Genomic DNA, 23,411 nt, shown 5'->3' on the forward strand with positions numbered 1-23,411 from the left:
CTCAGAACCGGGTGAGGCGGAACGGCTCGATCGGCAGGGCCGACCGGCCTGTCGTCACCAGGTCCGCCATGATCGCCCCGATGATCGGGCCGAGCTGGAAGCCGTGCGCGGAGAAGCCGAAGGCGTGATAGGCGCCTTCCTCGGTGCTGCTCGGGCCGATCACCGGCAGATCGTCGGGCATGCGGGACTCGATGCCCGACCAGGCGCGCACGATCTGGGCGTCGCGCATGATCGGGAACAGGTCCGCGACGGTGCGGGCGCTGACGACGAGCTTCTGGAAATCGACCGACGAGAGCTCGCGCGCGGTGTCCGGCACGCCGCGGTGACCGCCGCCGATCAGCACCGTGCCGTTCGGCATCTGCTTGAACGACAATTTACGCTGCAGCCCGATCACGACCGGCGTCACGAACTCGGGCATGCGCGACGTCACCATCATCATGGGCGCGATCGGTTCGAGCGGCACGGGCTCGCCCAGTGCGGCCGCGACCGCGCCGCCCCAGGCGCCGCCGCAATTGACCAGCGTCGAGGCTTCGATCGGCCCCTGGCTGGTCTCGACGCGCCAGACGCCGCCCTTCCGCGCGAAGCCGGTGGCACGGCATTCCTCGCGCAGGTCGACGCCGGCCGCGATCGCGGCGCGGCGGAACGCCATGGTCGTGTGATAGGGGCTGGCAAAACCGTCGTCGCGCGCGACGAGGCCGCCGACGCAATGGCGCGAAAGTGCCGGCAGGATCTCGAACAGCTCGTTGCGCCCGACCAGCTCCTCATGCGTGAAGCCGAGCGCCTGGACCTCGGCCGCGCGCGCCTCGAGTGCCTTCAGGCCCTCTTCGTCCTCGGCAACGGCGATCTGGCCGCTCACCTTGAAGCCGCAATCATCGCCGACGAGCGCTTCGATCTCGTGCCAGAGCCGCATGGACGCGATCGACAGCGGGATCTCCGGGGCGGCACGCAGCAGCCGGCGCACGCCGCCGGCGTTCACGCCCGAGGCATGGCGGCCGGCCGTGTTCTTCTCGACGAGCGCGACCTTGAGGCCGCGCCGGGCGATCTGCAGCGCGCTTGAGCAGCCCTGGATGCCGCCGCCGACGACCAGCACATCGGCGGTGGTACTCATTCGGCCGCGTCCATGTTCGCGAGCTCACCGAGCGTGATCGGCTTCAGTGGCGGCCGGATGCGGTAGTAGCCGACCTCCTCGTCCGATTGCCCAAGCGCCCCTGCGATCACGCTTGTGACCGTCGGCCCGCACAGGCGGCCCTGGCACGGGCCCATGCCGCAGCGCAGGAAGCTCTTCGCCTGGTTCGGGCCGAGGCAGCCCTGAGCCACGACGGCGCGCACGGCGCCGGCCGTGATCTCCTCGCAGCGGCAGATCGTGACCGCGTCGGCCGGCTCGAGGATTTCGGCCCGGGGCGCGTAGAGCCGGTCGAGGAACGGGCGGATCGCGAGATGCGCCGCGAGCGCGCGCCGGTCGGCTTGGGCGAGCCGGTCGCGCGCGGCGCCGTCAATCCGGCCGAGCCGGCGCAGCATCTCCGCGGCGGCAAGGCGTCCGGCATGCTCGGCCGCGCGCGCGCCGCCGATGCCGGCGCCGTCGCCTGCGACCAGGATGCCGTCCACCGAACTGTTGCCCCAGGCATCAACGGTCGGGCGGAAGCAATGGCTGACCGCGTCCCACTCATGGGCAAGCCCGATCGACCGGGTCATCTGCTGCGCCGGGATGACGCCCTCGTGCAGCGCCACGAGGCGGGCATCGAGCCGCTCGGTCCGGCCGCGGCTCTCGAAGGTGACGCCGGCGACCGCGTCCGTGCCCTCGATGCGGAGCTTCGTCACGTGGCGGAACCAGGGCACGCCGCTCTTGCGGATCGCCGCGCGCAGCTTGAGGCCCTTGCGCAGATAGGCGAGGCCGCCCTTCAGCACCGCCGCCGGCAGATGGACGAGGGCGGCGCCCTCGTTCTCGGCCGTCGTCGTGTCGAGCACGGCGGCAAGCCGCGCGCCAGCGGCGAGGCATTGCTCGGCCAGCAGGTAGAGCAGCGGGCCGGATCCCGCGAGGACGAGCGGCTCGTCAGCCTTCAAGGCGGCCGACTTCAACAGGATCTGCACCGCACCTGCCGTCATGACGCCCGGCAAGGTCCAGCCCGGCACCGGGACCGGCCGTTCCATGGCGCCGGTCGCGATGACGATCGTCTGGGCCTCGTGCCGGGCCGACCGGCCGGCGCGGCTCAGCCACACCTCGCGCTCCGGCGTCACCTGCCAGACCGTGCTCTCGGGCAGATAGTCGGCGCCGCTCGCCCGGAACCGCTTCGCGAGATCGGCGCCATGGGCATAGTCGGCGCCGAGTACGGTCAAGAGGTCGGGCCGTCGGCTCGCAACATGCTCGATCCGCCGATAGATCTGCCCGCCCGGCGCCGGCTGCTCGTCGACCAGCAGCACGCGGGCCTGGCGCTCGGCCAGCAAGGTGGCGGCAGCAAGGCCGGCCGGGCCGGCACCGATGATGATCGCGTCCCAGGGGCTCATGCGACTTCCGCTCATGCGACCTCCCGGGCACCGTGCTGGCGCCGGATCTTCATGCCGTCCGCGACCGGCACCATGCAGGCCTGCCGGTTCGGCACGCCGTCGATTTCGATGAGGCAGTCGAAGCAGATGCCCATCATGCAATAGGGTGCCCGCGGCGAGCCTGCGACCGGCGTCTCGCGGAACCGGCCGATGCCGGCCGCGAGCAGGGCGGCCGCGACGGTGTCGCCGGGCTCGGCCGCAACGCTCTGCCCTTCGAAATCGAGACGCACGGCCGTAGCTGTGCCGGGATCAAGCCGCTGAAACATGGAAGCGTCCGCTCATGAAGCTGTCGAGGGAGGAAGGCAAGGCGCCGGCCGCGATCGCCGGCGCCAGCGCCAAGGCATGGGCGCCGGCCAGCGTGACGCCGCTGTGGCAGGTCGCGGCGAAGGCGCCCGGATAGCGCGCCGATTGCTCGTAGATCGGGAAGCCGTCGGGTGTCATGACGCGGAGCGCACCCCACACGCGGACGATCTGCGCGTCGGCGAGGGCCGGAAATGTCGCGACGCTGCGCCGCGCGATGTCCTGCATGACGGCGGGCGTCGTCCCATTGTCGAAGCCGACGTCCTCGTGGCTGTCGCCGACCAGGACGCTGCCCTCGGCGGTCTGGCGGACGAACACGGTCGGCAGGTCGAGGAAGCGCTTGAGGCGCTCGGTCACCATGATCTGGCCGCGCAAGGGATCGACCGGCATGTCGAGCCCGGTCATGGGGGCGAGGTGCCGGCTGCCGAGCCCGGCCGCGACGACGAGCTTCGGCGCCACGAAACGCTCGGTGCCCGAATAGACCGCGAAGCTGCCGGGCGCGGGCGCGATCCGATCGACCGTGCGGCCGGGCAGGTAGCGCCCGCCGCGGCCGATGAGGCCGGCATGGAAGGCCCGCAGCAGATGGAGCGGGCTCGCATGCCCGTCGACCGGGCTGAACGAGGCGCCGCGCACGTCGGGCCCCAGGCCCGGCACCATGTCCTTGAGCTCCGAACGGTCCAGGAGCTTGGCACCGATGCCGCCGCTCTGGTTATGCATGCGCGTGATCATCTGGCCGCGCTCGGCCATCTCGGCCTCGCTCAGGCAGAAATGCAGGCCGCCCGGCTGGGCGAGCGCGACATCGATGCCCGTCTCCCGGGCTAGCGTCTCAGCGAGGTCGGGCCAGAGCTCGGCCGAGCGGCGCGTCCAATGGGCATACTCCGGCCGGTTGTCGCCCTTGCTCTGCACCCAGACCAGGCCGAAATTGCCACGCGCCGCGCGGAAGGCCACGTCGCCCTCGTCGATGAGCGCCGTCTCCGCACCTGCGCGCGCAAGGCCCCAGGCGATGGCGGCGCCGACCAGGCCGCCGCCGATCACCAGGGCGTCGAACGCGCCCGCGGCCTTGACCGGCCTCACCGACGACCTCCGGCGAACAGCCGGTCGACGCCGTAAAGCCGGTCGAGCGTCAGCAATACCAGGGTGGTGACCGCCATGATGACGGCGGAGACGGAGGCGACCAGCGGATCGGTCGTCTCGGCGATGTGCGAGAACAGGCGCACCGGCAGGGTTGTGGTCTGGGGCGAGGCGATGAAGATGGTCACGGTCAGCTCGTCGAAGGAGGCGATGAAGGCGAGCAGCCAGCCGCCGACGATGCCGGGCAGCAGCATCGGCGCGGTCGCCCGCCGGAAGGTGGTGAAGCGCGAGGCGCCGAGCGAAACGGCGGCGCGCTCGACATTCTGGTCGAGCCCGGCCACGGCCGCGAGCAGCATGCGCGCGACATAGGGGCCGATCACGATGGCATGGCAGGCGACGAGGCCCACGAAGGTACCCTGCAGCCCGATCAGCGTCAGGAAACGCAGGAAGGCGACGCCGAGGACCACGGTCGGCACCATCAAGGGCGACATGACGAAGGCGGTGAGCGCTTCCCGCCCGAAGAAGCGGTAGCGGCCGATCGCGAGCGCCGCCGGCACCATGACGACGGCGGCGAGCGTCGCGGACAGGAGGCCCAGGCGGATGCTGATCCAGAAGCTGCGCACGAAGTCGGGATCGACCAAAAGCGCCCGGAACCAGCGCAGCGACGGTCCATGGACCGGCAGCGACAGGTAGCCGTCCGGCGTGAAGGCGACGAGCGCCACGACGACGAGCGGCGCCAGCATGAAGGCGATGAATGCCAGGTGGAAGGCGCCGGCGAGCCAGCCGATCCGCGTCATCCGAGCACCGCCGCGGTGCGCCGTTCAACGAGCCGGTTCCACAGCAGCACGATCGCCACGACCGAGACGACGAGCAGCACGGCGATCGCGGCGCCGAGCGGCCAGTCGAGCGTGCCGAGGAACTCGTCATAGATCGCCGTCGCCACGACCTTGAGCCGCCGGCCGCCGATCAAGGCCGGCGTGGCGAACGCGCTCGCCGCGAGCGAGAAGACGATGACGCTGCCTGACAGCACGCCCGGCATGATCTGCGGCAGTACGATGCGGAAGAACACCGTGCGCTCGGAGGCGCCGAGCGACAGCGCCGCCCGCTCGCCCGCCGGGTCGACCTGCTGCAGAGCCGTCCAGACGGCGATGACGACGAACGGCACCAGGACATGGACGAGGGCGATGACGATGCCGGTCTCGGTGAACAGGAGCTCGACCGGCCGATCGATGAGGCCGAGGTTGCCGAGCGCCTGGTTGATGAGGCCGGTGCGGCCCAGGAGGATGGTCCAGCCAAGCGTACGGACCACGACCGAGATCAACAGCGGCCCCAGCACGGCGAGCAGGCACAGGCCGCGCCAGCGGGGTTGGAGGCGCGACAGGATCCAGGCCTCGGGCGTGCCGATGAGCGCTGCGACGATGGTCGTGATCAGCGAGATGCGCAGCGTGCGCAGGAAGATGCGGTGGAAATAGGGGTCGCCCAGCACGCTCGTGTAGTTGGCCGCCGAGACGGCCGGCAGCACGCCCTTGGTCTGATCGTAGAGATTGACGCTCAGCACCAGCGTCATGGTGAGCGGCACGGCGAGCAGCAGCCCGTAGAGCGCCAGCGCCGGCAGCGACAGCCAGAGCGGTGCTGAGCCCGGACGGCCGGTCATGGCGCCGCCTCTTCCTCGGGATCGAGCAGGCGCAGCGCGTTCGTCGGCCAGTCGAGCCCGACTGTTGCCCCTTCCTCGGGCGCCGAGCCGCCTTCGTTCTGGCGATAGACGAGGATCGTGCCGAGATCGCACGTCGCCTGGAACAGCCAGTGATTGCCGAGGAAGATGCGCGACGCGATGGTGCCATCGAGCCGCCCCGTGCCCGCTGGCACGAGCCTGAGCTTCTCCGGCCGGAGCGAGCACAGGACCGCGCCGCTTCGGCCGTCGAGCTCGCCCGCCGGCGCTTCGACCGCGCGGCCGCCCGGCAGCAGGATCCGGTCCGCCGCCACCGCCTCGGCCTGGAACAGGTTGCTCTTGCCGAGGAAGGTCGAGGCGAAGCCGTCGGCGGGACGTTCGTAAGCGCGCTCGGGCGTGTCGACCTGGACGATGCGGCCCGAGCGCATGACCGCGATCCGGTCGCTCAAGCCCATGGCCTCGTTCTGGTCGTGGGTCACCATGATCGTGGTGATGCCGAGCTTGCGCTGCAGGCGGCGGAGCTCGAGCTGCATGTCCTCGCGCAGCTTCGCGTCGAGGTTCGACATCGGCTCGTCGAGCAGCAGGAGACGCGGTTCGATGACGAGCGCGCGGGCGAGCGCCACCCGCTGCTGCTGGCCGCCCGACAGCTGGCGCGGATAGCGGCTGCCCAGATGGCCGAGGTGCACCAGCTCCAGCGCCTCCGCGACGCGCCGCTGCCGCTCGGCCGCCGGCACTTTCCGCATTTCGAGCCCGAACGCCACGTTCTGCGTCACGGTCATGTGCGGGAAGAGCGCGTAGGACTGGAACACGATACCGATGCCGCGCCGGTTGGCCGGCACCGGCGCCATGTCGGTGCCGTCGATGACGACGCGGCCGGCCGTCGGCTCGACGAAGCCAGCGATCATCTGCAGGGTCGTCGTCTTGCCGCAGCCGGACGGCCCCAGAAGCGAGACGAACTCGCCCTTCTCGACCGTGAGATCAAGGGCCGCCACGGCAAGATAATCGCCGTAGCGCCGCTCCAGCCCAGCCAGTTCGAGGAAGGCCATCAGCGCTCGATCTCGCGGTTCCAGCGCTTGGTCCAGTCGTCGCGCTTCGGGTTGACCTTGGACCAGTCGAAGGCCACGAGCTTCGAGATCTGCTCCGGCCCGTAGGGCAGGCGGGCGGCCAGTTCCGGCGACAGCGTCACCTTCTTGTTGACCGGCCCGTTGCCGGCATTGGCGAGCAGGGCCTGAACGCTCGGCGACAGGAGATAGTCGACGAACGCCTGCGCGGTTGCATCATGCGGCGCGCCGTTCACGACGCAGGCGGTGATGAGCAGGGCGGCCGCCCCTTCCTTGGGATAGACGAACTTGATCGGGAAGCCGGTGTCGGCCAGCGCATTGACGCGGCCGCTGCCCCAGATCGCGAGCGAGACCTCGCCGCTCTGGAACAGCTCCGACATGCGGCCGGGCGAGGATTCGAAGGCGCGGACATTGGGCGCGATCGTCTTCGCCATGTAGGCGAAGCCGGGATCGATATTGTCGATGCCGCCGCCGTTCTGCCGCGCGTACATGAGGAGGGCGACCAGGCCGTAGGTGTTGTCGATGCCCGGGATGGCGATCTTGCCCGCGTATTTCTTGTCGGCGAGATCGGCCCAGCTCGTCGGTGCCGGCCAGCCGGCCTTCTCGAACGCGCGCGCGTCATAGGCGAGGCCGGTCGCCACCACGCCGGTCGCGACCGCGTCGTCGCCCATCTTGGCCAGATCGTAGATATCGGCGTAGTTCGGGCCGGTCTTGAGCTTGCCGCAGAGGCCGAGCGACTTCGCCTGATACATCGGCCCGTCGTCGAGGACGGCGACGTCCAGGTCCTCATGGCCCTTCTGCGCCTGGATCTTGGCGAGGGTCTCGCTCGAGTTGCCCGAGACGTACTGCACCTGCACGCCGGCCGTCTTCTCGAACGGCGGGATGACCTGCTGCTTCATGATGGTCTCGTACGAGCCGCCGTAGGAGCCGACATAGAGCGTCTTGTCGTCAGCCCTGGCGCCTGGCGTCAGAGGGAGCGGTGCCAGAAGCATGGCCAGCACGATAGGCGTCAACGACCGCAAGGTGCGCATCAGAATGCCTCCTGTTGGGATAAATTTTATTTGTCAGTTGGCGGTCAGGCTGGCAGCCCGTAATCATTCCGTCAAATATAGAATTTTCGGTATATCATTCCTGTCAGTTATGAATCTTCGGCAGGAGCAAAGCCTTGTCCGTGTCGCGCATGCGCCAGCTGGAGGCATTCCACGCGGTGATGGAGAGCGGCTCCGTCACCCGGGCCGCCGAGATCCTGCAGGTGTCCCAACCGGCGATCACCAAGCTGATCCAGGCGCTGGAGCAGGAGACGGGCCTGCGCCTGTTCGACCGGGTGCGCCGCCGCCTGCAGCCGACGCGGGAGGCGCGGCGGTTCGCCATCGAGGTCGAGCGGCTGTTCCTGACGATGAACCGCATCGAGCATGTCGCGAACGAGATCCGCTCGCTCGGTACCGGCGAGATGCATGTCGCGGCCATGGCGAGCCTGGGCGTGCGCTTCCTGCCGGAGATCCTGACGGCGTTTCGCCGAGAGCGGCCCGGCGTCAATGTGGCGCTCACCGTCACCTCGTCGCAGAACGTGGTCGAGATGGTGCAGGCGGGCCAGGTCGACCTGGGATTCGCGCTCTCGGTCGCTCATTCGCCGGCCGTCGTGGTGCAGCCGCTGGCGTCGCTGCCCGGGGTCGTCGTCCTGCCGCGCGACCATCCGCTTGCCGGGCGTGCCGTGCTCGCCCCGGAAGATTTGCGCGATGCGCCCTTCGTCCAGCTCGGCCGCGAGGATCGCGCGCGTCACATCATCGAGGACCTGTTCCTGCAGCGCGGCGTGGCACTCGAGTCGATGGTGCAGACCCATCTCGCTGTGTCGGCCTGCGAGTTCGTCGCGGCCGGCGCCGGCGTCGCGGTGGTCGAGCCGGTGACGGCGTCCTACTACCGCGACCGGCTGGCGGTCAGGCCCATGGCGCCGGCGATCTATTTCGAGATGTTCGTGGTGACGGCGCTGTCGCGGCCTGGCTCAGCGATGATCGACGGCTTCGTCGCGACCGTGCGCGAGCGTCTGGGCGTCCTCGCTGCCGAGTTTGCGAGCTAGGTTGCCCACCTGCGAAGGTCCATTCAACCGATAGACCAGCCGATAGCGCGCAGTGCCGGTTTTTACCTTCTTCTCGAGATGATAGTCGCGGGCCAGCGCGGTCTCGACCAGAGCCCGCGTTTCGGGGTTGCCGAGTTCATAGGCGGGGGCATCGTCGATGATCACCTCCGGCTGCATTGCCAATATCCGGCGCACCTCGGCTGCGGGGTCAACGCCAAGGGCATTGCCCGAGGATTCGTCGCTGGTATTCAGATGGCCCGGGAACACCCAGCGCGTCGGCAAGCAAGAGTGGGTAAGCATGTAGAGGGCCGGATAACCGTCATATACATAGATGCACCCATGGTGCGGTTGTGCGGCCTGGGCGATCTCAAGGGCTTGTGCGCGCCCGCCTTTGCCAAATTCACTCCGCTCAAGCGCGATGTTGCTGCCGATCAACGCCGTCGCCAGCATAACAGCGGCAACGAGACGTGCATGTCTGTAGCTGGCGAAAAACGGCGCGGCGGCAATGCAGGCGGGAACGAGGATCGGCATGCCGTATTGCGGGGACAGGAAACTGCCGAAGAGCAGAACGCCCAAAATCGCGGCGCCGAGCCAAAGAAAGGGAAATCCTGGCGCCGGTGTCCCTTCGGAAGCTCGGCGGCGCCGTGAAAGCGCACACAACAAAAGCAATGGCAGGAGAATGCCGCACAGTTTGGCGAGCCCGATCATTTGGGCCGAGAACGGATCGGGCGTACGCCCGAATATCGAAGCGAAATTGGCAAACAGAAAAGGCTGAAGCGCGCCGATCCGCCAATAAGCCAGCGCGGCAAGGGCGGTGGGAAGCAGCGCGCAACCGATCCAGAGAAGGGCGTAGGCGATCAGGGCCGCGAGGTTTCTTCGCGACAGATGGTACGACCAGAGAAGTGCGATCCCGAAGAAGATCCCCTCGAATATCGCCGTATATTTGATCTGGATGGCGATACCGACGAACAACATCGCCGCACAACCCAGCGGGACGATCCGTACGAGGGTTCGTGCCGCGCGCCATGTCAGTAGGGCCGCCATCAGCACGGGGAGATTGTAAAAAACGGCGGCCTGTCCTCCTTCGCCCCCCATGAAGTTGAGCCACAGGACGTAGAGACACGCGGCAACGCCGGCCGCGAAGCTGCTGCTGAGAGGGCGCGCGGCGCGATAGATCAGGAACGCCGTCAGCGCGACGAAGCCGCATGCCACGAGCTTATATTCGACAAATCCTTCGCCGCCGAGGCCGCGAATCGCAGCGTAAATCAGGAACAGTCCGATGGGCTTGCGGTCGAAGATGTCGACATAGGGGACCGCGCCGAGCAGCATCCGATCGCCGACGAGCAGGTAAAACTGTTCGTCAAAACCGAGAACGGGGTTGTTCAACGTTCGCGCCCGCACCAGGAGCGCAAACGCCAGCAGCCCGAAAAGGATAAGCCCGGAAGCGAGAAGTCCTTGGGGCGTGCGCAACCTGGCCCCGAAGCTATTTGGCATGGATCAGGTTTGCGCCGGAGAGCCGTTGGGGGCGGCGAAGTTCCGCATCACCGGCGATCGCGCCGACACCCGCTGCTCGCCAAGTCGGGTAAGTCTCTTTGACCTTCTTGCCTTAGAGGAGACTGACATCGTTTACGGTTCCAGCTCAGCGCGATCGACCTGCCATGTGGCGGCCGTGACTTTTACCCTCAAAGCGTCAGCAATGTCTTTGCCGTCGATGCGATGTAGACCGAGGCCGGCTAGAATGGCGGCGGGTTCGCGGAGCCCTGGTACTCGCGCCGCCAGGCGCCGGGCGGCTTGCCGGTGATTTTGGCGAAGACGCGGGTCAGATGGCTTTGGTCGGCGAAGCCGCATTTGAGCGCGACCTCAGCGAGGCTGGATGCCGGATCGAGCAGCAGGGCCTTGGCCCGCTCCACCCGATAGGCCTGCAGCCATTGGTGCGGTGTGGTCCCGGTTGTCGTCTTGAAGGCGCGCAGGAAATGCCCGCGGGAGAGCCCGCAGGCGGCGGCGACATCGGCGATCGAGACGTCGTCCGCGAGCCGGGCCGCCATGAATTCCTTCGCGATCCGTTCGGTCCTGAGCGTGAGGCGGCCGCGCAGCAGCGTGCGCGGCAGCTCGTTCGCCCCATAGCGGCCGGCCGCATGGGCGCACAAGGCGAGCGCCATCTGGTCGAGGAAGAGCGTGCTCGTCTGCTCCGGCGCCCGAAAGGCCGGCAGCAGTGCGGCCGAGATGTTGGCGACGACCGGATCAACCAGACCGGGCTCGCAGGCGAGATTGGCGATGCGCGGTAATCCGGCCTCCGCGGCGAAGCCGTCCAGGCTCGCACGCGGGATATAGAAATAGATCGTTTCATGGGCGGCGGTGATGAGTGCCGAATATTCGGCCTCCAGGTTCACGATCCGCATCGCGTTCTGCCGGTAGCCTTGCGAGAAGGCCTTGCGGCCTCGGCTCCAGAGCTCGTGATGCGGCAACGCGGTCAGGTAGAGCGCCACGATGAACGTGTCTTCCGCCGGTACGCCGGGCGTCATCCCGGCTTCAGCGGCACTGCAGGAAACCCGGGTGATGCCGATCTGTGCGCCGGTGAGCGACCGGGTGCGGAGCGCCGGCATGTCTTTGAGGCCGAGGCTGCGGGCGATCGTATCGCCATAGGCACGACTGCCGGCCGCCATGGGAGGGTGGTGGGCTTGCGGCATCTTCATCACTCGGCCGGCCGCATTTGAACGGCCTCGGGGGCGAGCGTCCGCACGGAGCGCGCAAAGGCGTCCCGGCCGCTCAGCGCCAAAAGCGGGGCGGCGAGGCCGGCTGCCAGGATGACGGCGAGCAGCGAATGGCCGAGCGCATCGGGGCTCTGGAACAGGTGGTCGGCAATGAAGCCGACCGCCGCCGGGCCGATGCCCACGCCGGCGAGCGTCGCGACCGACGCGAGGAGTGCGCTCGCGACGCCATGATGGCTCGGGGGCGTCAGCTGCTGCAGGCCGACCAGGCCCATCGGCGTCGAGGCCGAGATCAGGAAATTGAACAATGCATAGGCGATGCCGGACACCCACAGGCGATCAGTCGTGCAGAACACGACGGCCGGCAACAGGGCGAGCGTGACGCAGAGCGTGATGACCACATGAGGCGCGCCGGTGACCTTCGCCGCATGCAGGCGATCGGTGAGGACGCCGCCCGCCAGCTGACCCGCGGGGACCGAGGCCACAAACAGCCAGCCGATCAGGACGGCGCTCTCGCCCGGCTCCAGGCCGAAGTGCCGGACGTAGTAGAGCGGCAGCCACACGGCCTGCGCCTGCGCCAGCAGCACCGTGCAACAGGTCGCGCCCGCAAGGAATCCGTATGCGCGATGATGATCGCCGATGTGAGCGATCATGGTGCGTAGCCCCGGCGTTGCCGCGGAGGCGGCTGCGGCTCGATCAGGCTCCCGGATCGCGAGCACGGCCGCGGCGGCGGCGAGGCCGAGCGGGCAGGTGAGCAGGAACAGGACCTGCCAAGGCGCCATCACGCCGATCACCGGCAGGACCAGCGGGCCGCTCTGGCTGAGCCGGGTCAGCAAATGGCCGCCGCCCAACAGGGCCGCTGCATTGCCGATCGCCGATCCCATCAGGAAGATGCCGATCGACCGCGCCCGGCCACGCTCGGGCACGATGGCGCCAAGCAGCGAGACCGCGGCCGGCAGCAGGCAGGCCTCCCCAAGGCCGACCATGACCCGGGCCGCGAAGAACGTGCCGAACGAGGTCGAAAATCCGCAGGCGGCCGTCATTGCCGACCAGAACAGGATGGCGAACGCGATCATCGCTCGCCGGTTCAGCCGGTCGGCGAGCCAGCCGAGCGGCAGCCCGCCGAATGCATAGACCAGGCTGAAGGCCGTGCCGCTCAGGAGCCCAAACTCCGTGTCGCTTAAGCCCAGCCCCTGCTTGATCGGCTGGCTCGCGACGTTGATCAGCGCCCGATCGATGAAGGCGACCGCGTAGCACCCGCTCAGCAGGCCCGCTACGGCCCAGCAATAGAGATCGCCATCCCGGAATCTGCTCATGCACGCTCGACGGTTCGGGGCTACGCCTGATCGCTCCTCCCTCTATAAGTGCCGGCTTGGAACGCTCTTTGTCAAAATCGACGAGCCGCGGACGGATGCAACCGCCCGTCCGCGGCGCCGAGGTTCAGCGTGTCAGGTTGACCTTGGCGAGGTCGATCACCTGGTTGGCACGGCCGTTCATGACGGCTTTCAGGAGGAACAGCCCGAAATGCCTGGCTTCGGTCAGGCCGGTCTTGGGCGGCATCACCAGTTCCTGGCGCGCGCTCACCACGTCGACCAGCGCCGGCCCGTCGTGGCGGAAGGCGGCCGCGAGGCCCGCTTCCAGGTCCTGCGGGCGCTCGACCCGCACGCCCTTGACGCCCATCGCCTCGGCCATGGCGGCGAAATTGGGGTTCTTCAGGTCGCAGCCGCTGTCGATGAAGCCGTTCGCCTTCATCTCGAGCTCGACGAAGCCGAGCGTGCCGTTGTTCAGCACGACGACCTTCACGGGCAGGCCGATCTGGGAGAGCGTGATGAAGTCGCCCATCATCATGCTGAAGCCGCCATCGCCCGAGAGCGAGATCACCTGCCGGCCCGGGAAGGTCGCCTGGGCGCCGACCGCCTGCAGGAGCGCGTTCGCCATCGAGCCGTGGTTGAACGAGCCCAGGAGCCGGCGCTTGCCGTTGAGCTTCAGGTAGCGCGCGGCCCAGCACGTGGGCGTGCCGACGTCGCAGGTAAAGATGGCGTCGTCGTCCGCGAGCTCGCTCACCAGCCGGTTGACGTATTGCGGATGGATGATGGCGCTGCCCGGGCCGCTTTCGGCGAGCGCGTCCAAATCCCGGCGGGCTTTCCGGTAATCGGCGAGCGCATCCTCGAGATGGCGCGTGTCGGTCTTGGCGTTGAGCTTCGGCAGCAGGGCGGCCAACGTTTCCTTGACATCGCCGACCACGCCCAGCTCGAGCGGGCAGCGATTGCCGAGCGCCTCGGCACGGAGGTCGATCTGCACGACGCGCGCCCGCTCCGGATAGAACTGCCGGTAGGGGAAGTCGGTGCCCAGCATCACCAGCAGGTCGCAGTCCTTCATGGCCAGATAGCCGCTGGCGAAGCCGATGAAGCCGGTCATGCCGACGTCGTAGGGATTGTCGTGCTCGACGAATTCCTTGCCGCGCAGCGCATGGACGACCGGCGCCTTGAGCAGCTGGGCGAGCGCCACGACCTCGTCATGCGCCCCGGCGCAGCCGGCGCCACACAGGATCGTCGCCCGGCTGGCGCCGTTGAGCAATTGAGCCAGCCGATCGATCTCGGCCTGGGCCGGCCGAATGACCGGCGTGGCCGGCGCCAGCCAGGTCGGCACCTTGGCGTCGAGGGAGCTCAGCGCCACGTCGCCCGGAATGACGACGACCGCGACGCCGCGCTTCGCGATGGCCGTGCGCATGGCGCGCTCGAGGATCTGCGGCAACTGGGCCGGGTGGGACACCAGCTCGCAATAATGGCTGCATTCCTTGAACAGGCTCTCCGGATGGGTCGCCTGGAAATAGTCGATGCCGATCTCGGTGCTGGGGATGTGCGCCGCGATCGCGAGCACGGGCACGCGGCTGCGGTGGCAGTCGAACAGGCCGTTGATCAGGTGCAGGTTGCCCGGCCCGCAGCTGCCGGCGCAGACGGCGAGCTCCCCGGTCAGATGCGCTTCGGCGCCGGCGGCGAAGGCGCCTGCTTCCTCATGCCGCATGTGAACCCATTCGACGGTCTTGAGGCGCCGCAGCGCGTCGGTGAACCCGTTCAGCGAATCTCCGACGACGCCATAGACTCGCTTTACGCCAGCCTTTTGCAGGGATTCGGCCAGAAAATCGGCGGCTGTTCTCGCCATGTGAAATCTCCGAGACGCGAAAGGGGGGCAGGTGCTTCGGATCGCTCGACCATGACAATCCGGACGCGGCGGCGCTTGTCGCTGCCGCCGCGTGTTTGACGGAAAGTGTGGTGTCGCATTGGCCGAATGCCAGTCCCCCTTTCGGGGTCCGGGATCAGCGCTTGTGGTGCGAGCGTCGCCGTGCCTTGTGCGACATAAGCTCGATCACGAGTGCGAGGCCGGCGAGCACGCCGCCGAACAGGCTGACCGCCTGCCAGCCGCCGAACTGCCACGCCGCGGTGGCACCGGCCGAGCCGAGCGCGCCGCCGATGAACATTCCGGTCATGAAGATCGTGTTGATCCGGCTGCGTGCCTCGGGCCGAAGGGCATAAACCACGTGCTGGTTGGAGACGAGCGAGCTCTGGATGCCGAAATCGAGCACGATGACGCCGATGACGAGGCCGGGGATCGTGCCCCAGAGGCCGAACAGCACCCAGGCGCCGACGGCCAGTGCGGCGCCGAGCGCGATCACCAGCTTCGGGCCTCGGGCGTCGGCGAGCCGCCCGGCCAGCGGTGCCGCAAAGACGCCGACGGCGCCGACCACGCCGAACAGGCCGGCGACGTCCGCCCCCTGGTGCAGCGCCGGCTCCTCCAGATGAAAGGCCAGGATCGTCCAGAACGCGGTGAACGACGCGAACATGGCGGCCTGCATGACCGTCGACTGGCGTAAGGCACCTTCGTCACGCCAGAGATGGAACAGCGAGAAGAGCGCACGATGGTAGTTCATGCCGCCCATCATGCTGCTACGGGCACCGCTGCGGCCGTGCCGGCGCGGCAGCACGATGGCCATGGCGCCGGCGGCCAGGAGCGCCAGCGGCACGCCGACCCAGAAGGTCGTGCGCCAGTCCGCATGGCTCGCGAGGAAGCCGGCAAGTGTCCGGCTGAACAGAATGCCGCACAAAAGCCCGCTCATCACCGTGCCGATCGTGCTGCCGCGCCGCTCCGGTGTCGCGAGGGCGGCTGCGAACGGCACGATCTGTTGCGCGACCGTGGCGGTGGCGCCGACCAAGAGCGAGGCCAGCACGAGGACGGCAGCCGTGGGGGCGGCGGCTGCGACGACGAGTGCCATGGCCAGAGCCAAGAACTGCGCCACGATCAGCTGCCGCCGATCCAGGAGGTCGCCCAGCGGCACCAGCAAGAACAGGCCCGCGGCGTAGCCGAGCTGGGTCGCCGTCGGGATCAGGCCCGTCAGCCTGGTGCCGGAAAAGTCGCGCTCGATGATGCCGAGCATCGGCTGGTTGTAATAGATGTTGGCGACGGCGACGCCGCAGGCGATCGCCATGGCCAAGGTCAGGCCCTTGCCGAGGGCCGGCGCTCTGCCGAGCGTTGCTACGGCCGCAGTCTCACTCACCGATTGCTCACTCATCGATCGCTCACTCATCGATCGTGCCCTTTCCTACCAGGGAGCCCCTTTCGCACAAGGAGCAAAGCTCGAGGGCTATTTGGCCTGTCGACCGAATCTGCTGTAGTGACTGGATCCGAGGTGTCGGAATAACGGAAAGCGATATAATGGACACGGAAGCCGTGATCGTCTTCGCCGCTGCGGCCGAGGCCAGCAGCCTGGCTGCCGCCGCGCGTCGGCTGGGCCTTTCCCCGATGCTGGCGACGCGCCGGCTCGCCGCCCTCGAGCGCGACCTGGGCATCCGGCTCATGCACCGCACCACGCGGTCCGTCTCGCTCACGGCCGAAGGCGAGGCGTTCCTGCCCTATGCGCAGGCCATCGTCGAGAGCGAGGCGGCGGCACGCGCGAGCCTGCGCAGTGCCAGCGCCGGCGTTTCGGGGCTATTGCGCGTCACCGTTTCAGCCTCCTTCGGCCGGCGGGTCGTGGCACCCCTGGTGCCCCGGCTGCTGCGCCAGAACCCGGACTTGCGCATCGATCTCGAGCTCACCGACAGCGTTGTCGACATCGTGGCGAGCGGCGCCGACCTTGCGATCCGGATCGGGCGGCTGCGCGACAACAGCCTGGTTGCGCGCCGCCTGGCGCCCAGTCCGCGGCTGCTCTGTGCGGCACCCAGCTATCTGGCCGAGCGTGGCACGCCCAAGACGATCGACGACCTTGCCCGCCATGAATGCCTCGTCGTAACGGGCATGACCCACTGGCCGTTCGAGGTCGCCGGCAAGGAACGTCGGGTCAGGGTCGCCGGCCGGTTCACGGCGAGCAGCCTCGAAGGGCTGCGGTCCGCCTGCCTCGGCGGCGGCGGGATCACCCTGCTCGCCGCCTGGAACGCGCGCGACGAAATCCGCGACGGCAAGCTCGTGTCGCTCACCCTCTCGGACGCGCGCCCGGAAGAGCAGACCATCTGGGCGGTCTATCCGTCTTCGCGCCTGGTGCTGCCCAAGCAGCGGCTGTTCATCGCGACGCTCGAGGCGGCGCTGCGGGCCGACCATGCGGATCTGGGCGACTTCAGGCCGGAGCGCAGTCCAGCGCTCTAATCTTCAAACCGGGTGCCCAATCGACAAGACGACGGCCCGTGATCGGGCGCTATCTGCCTCGCGAAAGACCTAACCGACCTGCTTGTGAGGAAGACATCATGCCGATTACCGCTACGCCGACGCCCGGTGCCAAGCTGCTGACCCCGAAGGATCACACGCTGATCATGATCGACTTCCAGTCGCAGATGTCGTTCGCGACCAAGTCGATCGACGCGATCAACCTGCGCACCAACGCGGCGCTCGTCGCCAATGCGGCGGCCGGCTTCGGGGTTTCGACCATTCTCACCACCGTGGCGGAGAAGAGCTTCTCCGGCCCGATGTTCAACGAGATCACCGACGCATTCCCGGGCCAGAAGCTCTTGGACCGGACCTCGATGAACACCTGGGAAGACGCGGCGGTGATTGCCGAGGTCAACAGGATCGGCAAGCCGCGCATCGCGCTGGCCGGCCTCTGGACCGGCGTCTGCATCGTCGGCCCGGCACTCTCGGCGCTCGACCAGGGCTTCGAGGTCTATGTCATCGCCGACGCCTGCGGCGACGTCTCGACCGAGGCGCATGAGCGGGCGATGGACCGCATGGTCCAGGCCGGCGCCCGGCCGATGACGTCGCTGCAATACATGCTCGAACTGCAGCGCGACTGGGCCCGCACCGAGACCTACGAGCTCACCACCGGCATCGCCAAGAAGTACGGCGGCGCCTATGGGCTCGGCATCATCTACGCCAAGTCGATGTTCAATTCCTCCGAAGGGCACTGATGGTCTTGCGGCCGGCGTCCGCTGGGCGCCGGCCGCGCCTTCGTCGATAGGGCCGATCCTATGCGCATCTACTTCGTCTCGCTCGGCGCCGGCGTGCTGGTCGGGCTGATCTACAGCCTCTTGGGCGTCCGCTCTCCGGCCCCGCCGCTCGTCGCCCTCGTGGGCCTGCTCGGCATCCTCGTGGGCGAGCAGGTCGTTCCCGTCGGCAAGCAGCTGCTGGCCGGCACGAGCCTCGCCGCCGCCTGGAAGCAGGCGAACTGCACCGGCCACCTCTTCGGCATGCTACCGGGCCATCACTCGGCCCAAGCCGTGGTCACGCCGGCCGAACCCGTGGAGAAACGCTCATGACCGCGACCCCCGCGCCCGACCTGATCCTGCATCGCGGCCTCTTCACCACGCTCGATCGCGCGAACCCGAATGCCAGCGCGGTGGCAATCACGAATGGCAAGTTCACCGCCGTCGGTCGCGACGAGGAGGTGATGCCGCTTGCCGGACCGGGCACGAAGGTGATCGATCTCAAGGGCCGGCGCGTGCTGCCCGGCCTGATCGACAATCACCTGCACATCATCCGCGGCGGCTTGAACTTCAACATGGAGCTGCGCTGGGACGGCGTGCGCTCGCTCGCCGACGCGATGGCCATGCTGAAGCGCCAGGTCGCGATCACGCCGCCGCCGCAATGGGTGCGCGTCGTCGGCGGCTTCACCGAGCACCAGTTCGCCGAGAAGCGCCTGCCGACGATCGAGGAACTGAACGCCGTGGCCCCCGACACGCCGGTCTTCATCCTGCATCTCTATGATCGGGCGCTGCTGAACGCGGCAGCCCTGCGCGCCGTCGGCTACACCAAGGACACGCCGGAGCCGCCGGGTGGCTCGATCATCCGCGACGCGGCCGGCAACCCGACCGGCCTGCTCTTGGCCAAGCCCAATGCCGGCATCCTCTATGCGACCTTGGCCAAGGGGCCGAAGCTGCCGTTCGACTACCAGGTCAACTCGACCCGGCACTTCATGCGCGAGCTCAACCGGCTGGGCGTCACCGGCGCCATCGACGCCGGCGGCGGCTTCCAGAACTATCCGGAGGATTACGCGGTCATCCAGCAGCTCTCGGACGCGGGCCAGCTCACGATCCGGCTCGCCTACAATCTCTTCACCCAGAAGCCCAAGGCCGAGAAGGACGATTTCCTCAACTGGACGAAGACGTCCAAGTACAAGCAGGGCACCGATTATTTCCGGCACAACGGCGCCGGCGAGATGCTGGTGTTCTCGGCCGCCGATTTCGAGGATTTCCGCCAGCCGCGCCCGGACATGGGGCCGGAGATGGAGGGCGAGCTCGAAGTGGTCGTGCGCGTGCTGGCAGAGAACCGCTGGCCCTGGCGACTGCATGCGACCTACGACGAGACGATCTCCCGGGCGCTCGACGTGTTCGAGCGGGTGAACCAGGAGATCCCGCTCGAAGGGCTGCACTGGTTCTTCGACCATGCCGAGACGATCTCGGAGCGTTCGATCGACCGGATCGCGGCCTTGGGCGGCGGCATCGCGGTCCAGCACCGCATGGCCTACCAGGGCGAATATTTCGTCGAGCGCTATGGGCCGGGCGCCGCCGAGGCGACGCCGCCGGTCGCGCGCATGCTGGAGAAGGGCGTCAACGTCTCGGCCGGCACGGACGCGACCCGCGTCGCCTCCTACAATCCGTGGGTCTCGCTCGCTTGGCTCGTGACCGGCCGTACGGTTGGGGGCTTGCGGATCACGCCGCAGCGCAACTGCCTCGACCGCGAGACCGCACTCCGCATGTGGACCGAGAAGGTCACCTGGTTCTCGAACGAGGAAGGCAAGAAGGGCCGGATCGCAATCGGCCAGTTCGCCGATCTCGTGGTGCCCGACCGCGACTATTTCGCCTGTGCTGAGGGCGAGATCGCCGACACGACCGCGCTCCTGACCCTGGTCGGTGGCAAGGTGGTCTATGGCGCCGGCGACTTCGCCGCGCATGACGAGAACCCGGTGCCGCCGGCCATGCCCGATTGGTCGCCGGTGCGGACCTACGGCGGCTATGCCGCCTGGGGCGAGCCGGCGGGCGGGCAGGCGAACCTGCAGAGCCAAGCGGCACAATCCTGCGGCTGCGCGCATCACTGCAACGTCCATGGCCATGACCATGCGACGGCCTGGGGCGCCAAGCTGCCGATCTCGGACCTGAAAAGCTTCTGGGGCGCGCTCGGCTGCGCTTGCTGGGCGGTGTGAGCGTTGAATGGCGAAGCTGCCCTGGGGCTGGTTGTGCCGCGTGGTGGCGGCAGTGAGCCTGCTGCCGCTGCTGGCGGCAACAGGCCACGCCCAGGTTGTGCGTGATCCGCCGACGCCCTTCGGGCCGCTGCGCTATGACGACGATTTCCGGGACCCGGCCTCGCTGACCGGTGTGCTCGATGGGTTGAAGAACATTCCGCTCAGCGCCGATCCGACCTTCTATGCCAATGTCGGCGGCAGCCTGCGCGAGCGGTTCGAGAGCTTCAGCGAGCCGGCCTTCGGCTTCCGCCAGGCCGGCGGCTCGAGCGGCGAGAGCTATCTGCTGCATCGGGCCCTGCTCAATGCCGATGTCCACCTCGGGCCGTCGTTCCGCCTGTTCGCGCAATTGGGCGACGAGCTCGAGACCGGGCGCCGGCCGGGGCCGACGCCGACCGACGTGGACCGGCTCGACCTGGCACAGGGCTTCGTGGAGGCCAACCTGCCGGTGGACGACGGCGCCGAGTGGGGCTTCCGCGGCGGCCGGCAGGAGATGATGTTCGGCTCGAACCGCCTCGTCGACATCCGTGAGGGGCCGAACATCCGCCAGAGCTTCGATGGCGCCCGCATGTGGCTCAGCCTCGGCAGCCTACGGGTCGATGCGTTTTGGACCCGGCCGGTCGAGGACAAGCAGGGGCTGTTCGACGACCAGCCCGACCCGACGCAGGAATTCTATGGGGTCTACGGCACCGTGCCGGTCGCACCCGTGCCCGGGCTCAAGGTCGATCTCTATTGGCTGGGTCTCATTCGCCGCAACGCCGTTCTCGATGCCGGCCGGGCTGACGAGCGGCGCGACACGGTCGGCGCGCGGCTGTTCGGCGCGGTCGGACCGGTCGACTACAATGTCGAGGGTGTCTATCAATACGGCCGGTTCGGCAATCGCGACATCGACGCCTTCGCTGTCTCTTCCGACACCGGCTGGACCTTCGCCTCGCTCTGGGCGACGCCGCGGCTCGGCCTCAGGGCCGACATCGACAGCGGCGGCAATTCGCGAGGGTCCGGCACGCTCGGCACGTTCTATCCGCTGTTCCCCAAGAACAACTATTTCACCGAGGCCAGTATCCAGACGCCGATGAACGACATCTCCGTCTATCCCACGCTGCAGATCCAGCCGCGCCGCGACCTCGCCTTCACCGTCGGCGTCGAATGGCTCTGGCGTGAGAATACCCACGACGGTTTCTACCAGCCGCCGGGCCTGCCCGTGGTGCCGGGCAATGCCAACAGACGGCGCTATCTCGGCACCTCGTCGATGGCCCAGGTCGAGTGGTACGCGACGGCCAATCTCGACCTCAACCTCGCCTATACGCATTTCGCCGCCGACGGCTTCCTGAAGGCCGCAGGCGCCAAGGACATCGACTGGGTGGGCGTCTGGACGACCTTCAACTTCTGACCGGAGACACGACATGCGCGCGATCCAGTTCACCGAGTTCGGCGACCCGTCCAAGCTGCAGCTGGCCACGCTGCTGGACCCCCAGCCCGACGAGGCGACGGCGGTCATCCGCATCAAGGCGGCGTCGGTCAACCCCAGCGACGTCAAGAACGTGGCGGGCCAGATGGAGCACACGGTGTTGCCGCGCGTGCCGGGGCGCGACTTCTCCGGCATCGTCGAGCATGGGCCTGCGGAATGGCTCGGCGCCGAAGTCTGGGGCACCGGCGGCGATATCGGCTTCCTGGAGGATGGGACTCACGCCGAGCGGATTGCCTTTCCTATCGCGTCGCTGGTGCGCAAGCCCACCAACCTGGACCATGCGACGGCATCGGCGATCGGCGTCAACTTCGTCATTGCCTGGCTCGGCACCGTGACCTATGCCGGGCTCGCCGCCGGTGAGACGATCGCGGTCGTCGGCGCCGGCGGCGGTGTCGGAGGTGCCGTCGTGCAGATCGCCAAGGCGCGCGGCTGCCGGGTCATGGCGATCGACCGCAGGCCGCCATCGCCGGAGTCGCCGGCTGGCCGTCTGATCGATGACTATGTTCCGGCCGACGCGGATGTCCCGGCCGAGGTCCGTCGCCTGACCGGCGGCACCGGCGCTTCGGTCGTGTTCGATGCCGTAGGCGGGGTCATGTTCGAGCCGGCGCTGCTTTCGCTCGCCCATCGCGGGCGTCTGGTCGAAATCAGCGGTACCGGCAAGCGGCGCGTCGAGTTCGACGTGATCGACTTCTACCACAACGAAAGCCGCATCTTCGGCGCCGACAGCCGCAAGCTTGATACGTCCGCGTCCGCGGCCTTGTTGGCCGACCTGGTGCCGGGCTTCGAGAGCGGCGCGTATTCTCCTCCGGTCATCGCCGCGACCTATCCGCTGGAGGAGGCGCGGGCGGCCTACGAAGCCGTCGCCAAGGGCACGGCCGGTCGAGTGGTCCTCACGCCGTAACAACCAAGAACCCGTCCGGAGTTTCTGTCATGCACCTCATCGCCCGTCTCGCCTCGGCATCGGCCCTGGCTGCCGGCTTGGCTTTCGCAGCAGCGCCCTCGGCTTTCGCGGCCAAGGACAGCCCGGCCGTGGCCGTCGCCCCGCAGTACGACACGACGCACGTCTATGTAGCGCCCGAGGATTTCGACAAGTTCGTGGCGAGCCTCACCGCGACCTTCGGCGGCACCACGACGAAGCAGGGCGTCTTTACCGTGACGCCGACGCCGAGCCTCACCATGTCGCAGCTCGTGCTGACGCCGGCGGGCACGGTCTCGGTGTTCGGCTTCAAGACGCCGGTCCCGGCGCCGTTCGGGGCCGAGCGGACGGGCTATCTGGTCACCGACATGGATGCGGCCGTCATGGCGGCGCGCGCGACCGGCGCCGACGTGATCGTCCAGACCTTCCCCGACCCGATCGGGCGCGACGCGATCATCCAATGGCCGGGCGGCATCAACACCCAGATCTACTGGCACACGACGGCGCCCGACTATCCGGCGCTGAAGACGATCCCGGAGAACCGGGTCTATGTCTCGCCGGACCGCGCCGACGCCTTCGTCAAGAGCTTCCTTGCGTTCTCGCACGGCAAGGTGACGGCCGACGAGAAACAGGCGCCGGGCATCGAGATCGGCCGGCCGAGCGACAGCTTCCGCCGCGTCGCCATCACGTCCACCTTCGGCAAGATGGCCGTGTTCGTGACCGATGGGCATCTGCCCTATCCCTACGGCCGCGAGATGACCGGCTATGAGGTGGCGGATCTCGCCGGCACACTCGACAGGGCCAAGACGGCCGGTGCCGAGGTGCTGGTCGCGCCCTACAGCACTGGCGCGCGCAGTGAGGCGATGGTGAAGTTCCCGGGCGGCTATGTCGCCGAGATCCACAGCGCAGCGGCGCACTAACGAGCACGGGGCTGGGGCAGGACGGCC

Annotated in this window: 21 protein-coding genes; 8 read left to right on the top strand and 13 right to left on the bottom strand. The window is 68.2% G+C overall.

Annotation, left to right across the window (positions count from 1 at the left end; genetic code table 11):
• Position 1 precedes the first annotated feature (1 nt).
• Genes IEY58_RS03730 through IEY58_RS03765 form a run of 8 tightly spaced genes read right to left on the bottom strand, consistent with a single transcriptional unit; the run spans position 2 to position 7,673 of the window.
• A complete protein-coding gene (locus IEY58_RS03730) occupies positions 2-1,108 on the bottom strand; it encodes an NAD(P)/FAD-dependent oxidoreductase (protein ID WP_189042674.1) in 1,107 nt (368 codons plus the stop codon).
• Entirely contained in the window at positions 1,105-2,517 is a 1,413-nt protein-coding gene (locus IEY58_RS03735) for an FAD/NAD(P)-dependent oxidoreductase (RefSeq protein WP_229743463.1), read from the bottom strand. The genes IEY58_RS03730 and IEY58_RS03735 overlap by 4 nt, the downstream gene beginning before the upstream one ends.
• Positions 2,514-2,807 (bottom strand): (2Fe-2S)-binding protein, encoded by a 294-nt coding sequence (locus IEY58_RS03740; protein ID WP_189042676.1) that lies wholly within the window; start codon positions 2,805-2,807, stop codon positions 2,514-2,516. Before IEY58_RS03740 ends, IEY58_RS03735 begins: the two co-directional genes overlap by 4 nt.
• Complete coding sequence (locus IEY58_RS03745) at positions 2,791-3,915, bottom strand: NAD(P)/FAD-dependent oxidoreductase (protein ID WP_189042678.1); 1,125 nt, start codon at positions 3,913-3,915, stop codon at positions 2,791-2,793. The genes IEY58_RS03740 and IEY58_RS03745 overlap by 17 nt, the downstream gene beginning before the upstream one ends.
• Entirely contained in the window at positions 3,912-4,709 is a 798-nt protein-coding gene (locus IEY58_RS03750; protein ID WP_189042680.1) for an ABC transporter permease, read from the bottom strand. The genes IEY58_RS03745 and IEY58_RS03750 overlap by 4 nt, the downstream gene beginning before the upstream one ends.
• Positions 4,706-5,566, bottom strand: a complete 861-nt coding sequence (locus tag IEY58_RS03755; RefSeq protein WP_189042682.1) for an ABC transporter permease — start codon at positions 5,564-5,566, stop codon at positions 4,706-4,708. Before IEY58_RS03755 ends, IEY58_RS03750 begins: the two co-directional genes overlap by 4 nt.
• Positions 5,563-6,627 carry an ABC transporter ATP-binding protein gene (locus tag IEY58_RS03760; protein ID WP_189042684.1) on the bottom strand — a complete coding sequence of 355 codons (1,065 nt, stop codon included), beginning with the start codon at positions 6,625-6,627 and terminating at the stop codon, positions 5,563-5,565. The genes IEY58_RS03755 and IEY58_RS03760 overlap by 4 nt, the downstream gene beginning before the upstream one ends.
• The gene (locus tag IEY58_RS03765) at positions 6,627-7,673 is read right to left on the bottom strand and encodes an ABC transporter substrate-binding protein (protein ID WP_189042686.1); all 1,047 of its coding nucleotides are present in this window, start codon (positions 7,671-7,673) and stop codon (positions 6,627-6,629) included. The genes IEY58_RS03760 and IEY58_RS03765 overlap by 1 nt, the downstream gene beginning before the upstream one ends.
• A 140-nt stretch (positions 7,674-7,813) precedes the next feature.
• Here IEY58_RS03765 and IEY58_RS03770 point away from each other — a divergent pair, with 140 nt between their 5' ends.
• The gene (locus tag IEY58_RS03770; RefSeq protein ID WP_229743519.1) at positions 7,814-8,716 is read left to right on the top strand and encodes a LysR substrate-binding domain-containing protein; all 903 of its coding nucleotides are present in this window, start codon (positions 7,814-7,816) and stop codon (positions 8,714-8,716) included.
• Here IEY58_RS03770 and IEY58_RS03775 read toward each other — a convergent pair.
• From IEY58_RS03775 to IEY58_RS03795, 5 genes are all read right to left on the bottom strand, one after another.
• On the bottom strand, positions 8,642-10,210 hold the full coding sequence (locus IEY58_RS03775; RefSeq protein WP_189042690.1) for a glycosyltransferase family protein: 1,569 nt from the start codon (positions 10,208-10,210) through the stop codon (positions 8,642-8,644). The two genes, IEY58_RS03770 and IEY58_RS03775, sit on opposite strands and share 75 nt — an antisense overlap.
• Positions 10,211-10,449: 239 nt before the next feature.
• Entirely contained in the window at positions 10,450-11,403 is a 954-nt protein-coding gene (locus IEY58_RS03780; protein WP_189042692.1) for a helix-turn-helix domain-containing protein, read from the bottom strand.
• 5 nt (positions 11,404-11,408) lie between these two features.
• On the bottom strand, positions 11,409-12,740 hold the full coding sequence (locus tag IEY58_RS03785) for an MFS transporter (RefSeq protein WP_189042694.1): 1,332 nt from the start codon (positions 12,738-12,740) through the stop codon (positions 11,409-11,411).
• Positions 12,741-12,864: 124 nt separating this feature from the next.
• Positions 12,865-14,586: a ubiquinone-dependent pyruvate dehydrogenase gene (poxB, locus tag IEY58_RS03790; RefSeq protein WP_189042696.1), complete on the bottom strand. Its 1,722-nt coding sequence runs from the start codon at positions 14,584-14,586 to the stop codon at positions 12,865-12,867.
• A gap of 154 nt (positions 14,587-14,740) precedes the next feature.
• Complete coding sequence (locus IEY58_RS03795) at positions 14,741-15,991, bottom strand: MFS transporter (protein WP_189042698.1); 1,251 nt, start codon at positions 15,989-15,991, stop codon at positions 14,741-14,743.
• A 143-nt stretch (positions 15,992-16,134) separates the two neighbouring features.
• Here IEY58_RS03795 and IEY58_RS03800 point away from each other — a divergent pair, with 143 nt between their 5' ends.
• The 7 genes from IEY58_RS03800 to IEY58_RS03830 all read left to right on the top strand — a co-directional run bounded on the left by IEY58_RS03800 (position 16,135) and on the right by IEY58_RS03830 (position 23,384).
• Positions 16,135-17,058, top strand: a complete 924-nt coding sequence (locus IEY58_RS03800; protein WP_189042700.1) for a LysR family transcriptional regulator — start codon at positions 16,135-16,137, stop codon at positions 17,056-17,058.
• Positions 17,059-17,156: 98 nt separating this feature from the next.
• On the top strand, positions 17,157-17,813 hold the full coding sequence (locus IEY58_RS03805; RefSeq protein WP_189042702.1) for a hydrolase: 657 nt from the start codon (positions 17,157-17,159) through the stop codon (positions 17,811-17,813).
• Positions 17,814-17,873: 60 nt separating this feature from the next.
• Positions 17,874-18,161: a XapX domain-containing protein gene (locus IEY58_RS03810; RefSeq protein ID WP_189042704.1), complete on the top strand. Its 288-nt coding sequence runs from the start codon at positions 17,874-17,876 to the stop codon at positions 18,159-18,161.
• Positions 18,158-20,044 (top strand): amidohydrolase, encoded by a 1,887-nt coding sequence (locus IEY58_RS03815; protein WP_189042706.1) that lies wholly within the window; start codon positions 18,158-18,160, stop codon positions 20,042-20,044. Before IEY58_RS03810 ends, IEY58_RS03815 begins: the two co-directional genes overlap by 4 nt.
• A 7-nt stretch (positions 20,045-20,051) precedes the next feature.
• Positions 20,052-21,470: an alginate export family protein gene (locus tag IEY58_RS03820; protein ID WP_189042708.1), complete on the top strand. Its 1,419-nt coding sequence runs from the start codon at positions 20,052-20,054 to the stop codon at positions 21,468-21,470.
• A 13-nt stretch (positions 21,471-21,483) separates the two neighbouring features.
• Positions 21,484-22,449, top strand: a complete 966-nt coding sequence (locus IEY58_RS03825) for a quinone oxidoreductase family protein (RefSeq protein ID WP_189042710.1) — start codon at positions 21,484-21,486, stop codon at positions 22,447-22,449.
• Between the two features lie 29 nt (positions 22,450-22,478).
• Positions 22,479-23,384: a glyoxalase gene (locus IEY58_RS03830; RefSeq protein ID WP_189042712.1), complete on the top strand. Its 906-nt coding sequence runs from the start codon at positions 22,479-22,481 to the stop codon at positions 23,382-23,384.
• The last annotated feature ends 27 nt before the right edge of the window (positions 23,385-23,411 follow it).

This window comes from Aliidongia dinghuensis, from assembly GCF_014643535.1.
GTDB classification, from domain to species: domain Bacteria; phylum Pseudomonadota; class Alphaproteobacteria; order ATCC43930; family CGMCC-115725; genus Aliidongia; species Aliidongia dinghuensis.

Coding starts and splice junctions, on each gene's coding strand:
- IEY58_RS03800 (WP_189042700.1), top strand. CDS start 16,135: ATGGACACGGAAGCCGTGATCGTCTTCGCCGCTGCGGCCGAGGCCAGC.
- IEY58_RS03755 (WP_189042682.1), bottom strand. CDS start 5,566: ATGACCGGCCGTCCGGGCTCAGCACCGCTCTGGCTGTCGCTGCCGGCG.
- IEY58_RS03830 (WP_189042712.1), top strand. CDS start 22,479: ATGCACCTCATCGCCCGTCTCGCCTCGGCATCGGCCCTGGCTGCCGGC.
- IEY58_RS03825 (WP_189042710.1), top strand. CDS start 21,484: ATGCGCGCGATCCAGTTCACCGAGTTCGGCGACCCGTCCAAGCTGCAG.
- IEY58_RS03750 (WP_189042680.1), bottom strand. CDS start 4,709: ATGACGCGGATCGGCTGGCTCGCCGGCGCCTTCCACCTGGCATTCATC.
- IEY58_RS03785 (WP_189042694.1), bottom strand. CDS start 12,740: ATGAGCAGATTCCGGGATGGCGATCTCTATTGCTGGGCCGTAGCGGGC.
- IEY58_RS03815 (WP_189042706.1), top strand. CDS start 18,158: ATGACCGCGACCCCCGCGCCCGACCTGATCCTGCATCGCGGCCTCTTC.
- IEY58_RS03805 (WP_189042702.1), top strand. CDS start 17,157: ATGCCGATTACCGCTACGCCGACGCCCGGTGCCAAGCTGCTGACCCCG.
- IEY58_RS03795 (WP_189042698.1), bottom strand. CDS start 15,991: ATGAGTGAGCAATCGGTGAGTGAGACTGCGGCCGTAGCAACGCTCGGC.
- poxB (WP_189042696.1), bottom strand. CDS start 14,586: ATGGCGAGAACAGCCGCCGATTTTCTGGCCGAATCCCTGCAAAAGGCT.
- IEY58_RS03730 (WP_189042674.1), bottom strand. CDS start 1,108: ATGAGTACCACCGCCGATGTGCTGGTCGTCGGCGGCGGCATCCAGGGC.
- IEY58_RS03735 (WP_229743463.1), bottom strand. CDS start 2,517: ATGAGCGGAAGTCGCATGAGCCCCTGGGACGCGATCATCATCGGTGCC.
- IEY58_RS03765 (WP_189042686.1), bottom strand. CDS start 7,673: ATGCGCACCTTGCGGTCGTTGACGCCTATCGTGCTGGCCATGCTTCTG.
- IEY58_RS03760 (WP_189042684.1), bottom strand. CDS start 6,627: ATGGCCTTCCTCGAACTGGCTGGGCTGGAGCGGCGCTACGGCGATTAT.
- IEY58_RS03820 (WP_189042708.1), top strand. CDS start 20,052: ATGGCGAAGCTGCCCTGGGGCTGGTTGTGCCGCGTGGTGGCGGCAGTG.
- IEY58_RS03780 (WP_189042692.1), bottom strand. CDS start 11,403: ATGCCGCAAGCCCACCACCCTCCCATGGCGGCCGGCAGTCGTGCCTAT.
- IEY58_RS03775 (WP_189042690.1), bottom strand. CDS start 10,210: ATGCCAAATAGCTTCGGGGCCAGGTTGCGCACGCCCCAAGGACTTCTC.
- IEY58_RS03740 (WP_189042676.1), bottom strand. CDS start 2,807: ATGTTTCAGCGGCTTGATCCCGGCACAGCTACGGCCGTGCGTCTCGAT.
- IEY58_RS03810 (WP_189042704.1), top strand. CDS start 17,874: ATGCGCATCTACTTCGTCTCGCTCGGCGCCGGCGTGCTGGTCGGGCTG.